Below are 4,260 nucleotides of genomic sequence, written 5' to 3'. Positions count from 1 at the left end.
CCGCAAGGCCGAGGGCTATGACGCGCCGGTCTGCATCCTCACCCGACAAGCAGCGAAAGCGCTGTCCATCGTCCAGAAAGCTCTTTCAGCAAAGGGCCTGACCCTGGTGGTCTTCGACTGCTACCGCCCGGCGCGGGCCGTCGCCGACATGGTCGAGTGGACGCGAACGGGCGGATCGCCCGACCCGCAATGGTATCCGGCAGTGGAACGCAGCGACCTCATCGCCAAGGGTTATATCGGCGAACTCTCCAGCCATTCGCGCGGCTCGACCGTGGATCTCGCCATTGCAGCCATTGATGGTGCGGCCGCACCTCACCCTGCCTGCGGCGCGCCCGATGCCGACACGCTCGATTTCGGCACCGGCTTCGACTGTTTCGACCAGGCCAGCGAAACCGCGCACCATCCGCTCCCCGCCGACGCGGCTGCAAACCGCAAGCGACTGGTCGAGGCCATGCGCGCCGCCGGTTTCCGCAACTACGCCCGCGAATGGTGGCACTTCACGCTGGTGGCCGAGCCGTTTCCGAAGCAACGCTTCGACTTTCCCGTCACCGCGCCTTAGAGGTCCGGCCGCGAAGGCCGATCTGTCGCCACGCGGCCTTGCCCGAGGGCGGCCCCGCTTCTAGATAGCGTCGAGCCGGCGAGGGCGGTCTATCTAATATGAGGAAACCATTTCCCCAAGGGATAGACGATCGGCGAAAAATTTCTCCGAGACGCCAAAAAAGGCAACATTGAATGCATCTAAATTCTATCAATTCGCTAGAGTTCGGCCGTCATCAACGGAGGCGGAAATGACCAAACCTCATTTCAAGAAACTGCTTGGCGCGCTGGTCGCCACATCGGTCCAGTTCGGCACGCTCGGTTTCGCGTTCGCCGATACGACCCTTCTCAACGTGTCCTACGACCCGACGCGTGAGCTCTACAAGGCCTATGACGAGGCTTTCGCCGCGCACTGGAAGGCCGAGACCGGCGAGACCGTGACCATCCAGCAGTCGCATGGCGGATCGGGCGCGCAGGCCCGCGCCGTGATCGATGGCCTCGACGCCGACGTGGTGACGCTGGCCCTCGAAGGGGACATCAACGCCATCGTCTCGAAGGCGAAGAAGATCAATCCGGATTGGCGGAAAAAGTTCGAGAATAATTCGGCCCCTTACACCTCGACCATCATCTTCCTGGTCCGCAAGGGCAACCCGAAGGGCATCCATGACTGGAACGACCTGATCAAGGACGGTGTCCAGGTGATCACGCCGAACCCGAAGACCTCCGGCGGCGCGCGCTGGAACTATCTGGCCGCCTGGGCCTATGCCAACGCCAATGACGGTGGCGACGAGGCCAAAACCAAGGAATTCATTGCCAAGCTGTACAGCCAAGTACCGGTCCTCGACACCGGCGCGCGCGGCTCGACCGTGACCTTCGCGCAAAAGGGCCTGGGCGACGTGCTGCTGGCCTGGGAAAACGAGGCCTATCTCGCGCTCGACGAATTCGGCGCCGACAATTTCGACATCGTCTATCCGCCGACCTCGATCCTGGCCGAACCGCCTGTCGCGGTGGTCGACGCCAATGTCGACGCCAAGGGCACGCGCAAGGTGGCCGAGGCATATCTCGGCTACCTCTACTCCAAGGAGGGCCAGACGCTGATCGCCAAGAACCACTATCGTCCGGCAAAACCCGATCTGGTTCCCGCCGAGGACCTCGCCAAACTGCCCGAGATCAAGCTGATCACAATCGACGATCCGCTTTTCGGCGGCTGGAAGAAGGCACAGCCTTATCATTTCGGCGACGGTGGTATATTCGACCAGATCTACAAGCCGGCCCAGTGAGGCGCGACGGCCTCGCGGCCCGAGACATCACCGACGGCAATCTGGTCTGAATAAGAAGGGACGAACCAGAATTCCATGACCACAGTACCCGCTCCGGCGGGGTGGCGATTCAAGCAGCCGAGCGTCATTCCGGGTTTCGGACTGACGCTCGGCTTCTCGCTTGCCTACCTCACGCTCATCATCCTCATCCCGCTCTCCGGGCTGGTCTGGCGCTCGGCGGCACTCGGCTGGACCGATTTCTGGGCGATCGCTGCCGATCGCCGCACCATCAACGCGCTTGAAATCAGCTTCGGCACCGCCTTCATCGCCGCTGGCGTCAATGTCGTCTTCGGCACCATCGTCGCCTGGGTGCTGGTGCGCTACCGCTTTCCCGGCCGTCGCATCGTCGATGCCATGGTCGATCTGCCCTTCGCGCTGCCGACCGCCGTCGCCGGCATCGCGCTCACCACGCTTTACGCGCCGAATGGCTGGATCGGCAAACTGCTGATGCCGCTCGGCATCAAGGTCGCCTATACGCCGCTCGGCATCGTCATCGCGCTGGTCTTCATCGGCCTGCCCTTCGTCGTGCGCACCGTGCAGCCGATCATGGAAGAGCTCGACAAGGAGGTCGAGGAAGCCGCCGCCACGCTCGGCGCCAATCGTTTCCAGATCATCACCCGCATCCTGTTCCCGGGCCTGGCGCCGGCGATCATCACCGGCTTCTCGCTCGCCTTCGCGCGCGGCGTCGGCGAATACGGCTCGGTCATCTTCATCGCCGGCAACCTGCCATTCAAGTCGGAGATCGCGCCGCTGCTGATCGTCATCAGGCTCGAGGAGTACAACTATCCCGCCGCCACCGCGATCGCGGCGATCATGCTGGCGCTGTCCTTCCTGATGCTGCTGGTCGTCAATCTGGCGCAGTCATGGAGCCGCAAACGCTATGGCTGATCCCGAGATCAAATCCTACGAACCGCATCACGAAAGCCAGTCGGCGGCGGTCACCGAAAGCCGGCCGGTGCGCATCGTGGCGATGGTCGTGGCCTTCGCCTTCCTCGCCGTCTTCCTGCTCATGCCGCTAATTGTCGTCTTTCACGAGGCGCTGGCAAAGGGCGTCAGCGCCTACACGGAGGCACTGGCCAGTTCCGACACACGCTCGGCCATCCGCCTGACGCTGCTGGTGGCGGCGATCTCGGTGCCGCTCAACCTCGTCTTCGGCATCTCCGCCGCCTGGGCGATCGCCAAGTTCGAGTTCAAGGGCAAGGCTTTCCTGACCACCCTCATCGACCTGCCCTTCTCGGTTTCGCCGGTGATTTCCGGCCTGGTCTATGTGCTTCTGTTCGGCGCCCAAGGGATGCTCGGCGAATGGCTGAAGGCGCATGGCGTCGTCATCCTGTTCGCCGTGCCGGGCATCGTGCTCGCCACCGTCTTCGTCACCTTCCCCTTCGTCGCCCGCGAGTTGATCCCGCTGATGCAGGAACAGGGCAACGGCGACGAGGAGGCTGCCCTTTCGCTCGGCGCCAATGGCTGGCAGACCTTCTGGTTTGTGACGCTGCCCAACATCAAATGGGGCCTGCTCTACGGCGTCCTGCTCTGCAACGCCCGCGCCATGGGCGAGTTCGGCGCTGTGTCGGTGGTCTCGGGGCACATCCGCGGCCTTACCAACACCATGCCGCTGCATGTCGAAATCCTCTACAATGAGTACAATGCGGTCGGCGCCTTCGCCGTCGCTTCGCTGCTTGCCGGCCTGGCGCTGGTGACGTTGGTCTTGAAAACACTTCTCGAGATGCGCTACGGCGCCGAGATCGCCGCCACGCGCGGACACTGAATGCATATCGCCCAAAAGCGCGAACCGGTTTTGGGATAACGGCAGGCATCGACAAAAGGGACAGTTTATGGAAGTTCGCGTTGCCAACGTGCGCAAGGAGTTTGAGCGGTTTCCGGCCCTCCATGACGTATCCCTCGACATCAAGTCGGGCGAGCTGATCGCGCTGCTCGGCCCGTCCGGCTCCGGCAAGACGACGCTCCTGCGGCTGATTGCAGGGCTGGAACGGCCGACCAAGGGCACGATCTTCTTCGGCGACGAGGACGCCTCGCAGAAGTCGATACAGGAGCGCAATGTCGGCTTCGTCTTCCAGCACTACGCGCTGTTCCGGCACATGACGGTGGCCGACAATATCGGCTTCGGCCTCAAGGTCCGGCACGGCGCGGCACGGCCGCCGACACAGGAGATCCGCCGCCGCGCCTCCGAGCTTCTCGACCTCGTCCAGCTTTCGGGCCTGGAGAAGCGCTATCCGGCGCAGCTTTCCGGCGGCCAGCGCCAGCGCGTGGCGCTCGCCCGCGCCATGGCGATCGAGCCCAAGGTGCTGTTGCTCGACGAGCCGTTCGGCGCGCTCGACGCACAGGTGCGGCGTGAGCTTCGCCGCTGGCTGCGCGAGATCCACGACCGCACTGGCCACACCACCGT

The 4,260-nt window shown here is 63.6% G+C and carries 5 protein-coding genes; all 5 read left to right on the top strand.

Translation table 11 applies throughout. From position 1 onward, the window contains the following. On the top strand, positions 1 to 559 hold a 559-nt coding region (locus EN781_RS27405), incomplete at its 5' end, for a M15 family metallopeptidase (RefSeq protein WP_127400516.1). A 229-nt stretch (positions 560 to 788) separates the two neighbouring features. Next, positions 789 to 1,817 (top strand): sulfate ABC transporter substrate-binding protein, encoded by a 1,029-nt coding sequence (locus EN781_RS27400; RefSeq protein ID WP_126059035.1) that lies wholly within the window; start codon positions 789 to 791, stop codon positions 1,815 to 1,817. Positions 1,818 to 1,892: 75 nt separating this feature from the next. Then, entirely contained in the window at positions 1,893 to 2,744 is an 852-nt protein-coding gene (cysT, locus tag EN781_RS27395; RefSeq protein ID WP_126059034.1) for a sulfate ABC transporter permease subunit CysT, read from the top strand. Next, positions 2,737 to 3,621, top strand: a complete 885-nt coding sequence (cysW, locus tag EN781_RS27390) for a sulfate ABC transporter permease subunit CysW (protein WP_126059033.1) — start codon at positions 2,737 to 2,739, stop codon at positions 3,619 to 3,621. Before cysT ends, cysW begins: the two co-directional genes overlap by 8 nt. A gap of 67 nt (positions 3,622 to 3,688) precedes the next feature. After that, positions 3,689 to 4,260 (top strand): ATP-binding cassette domain-containing protein (locus EN781_RS27385; protein ID WP_127400515.1); only part of this gene is annotated, 572 nt, incomplete at its 3' end.

The organism is Mesorhizobium sp. M4A.F.Ca.ET.090.04.2.1, assembly GCF_003999085.1.
GTDB lineage: Bacteria > Pseudomonadota > Alphaproteobacteria > Rhizobiales > Rhizobiaceae > Mesorhizobium.
The sequence above is the reverse complement of the archived record's forward strand: the minus strand, read 5'-3'. Positions and strand labels throughout refer to the sequence as shown.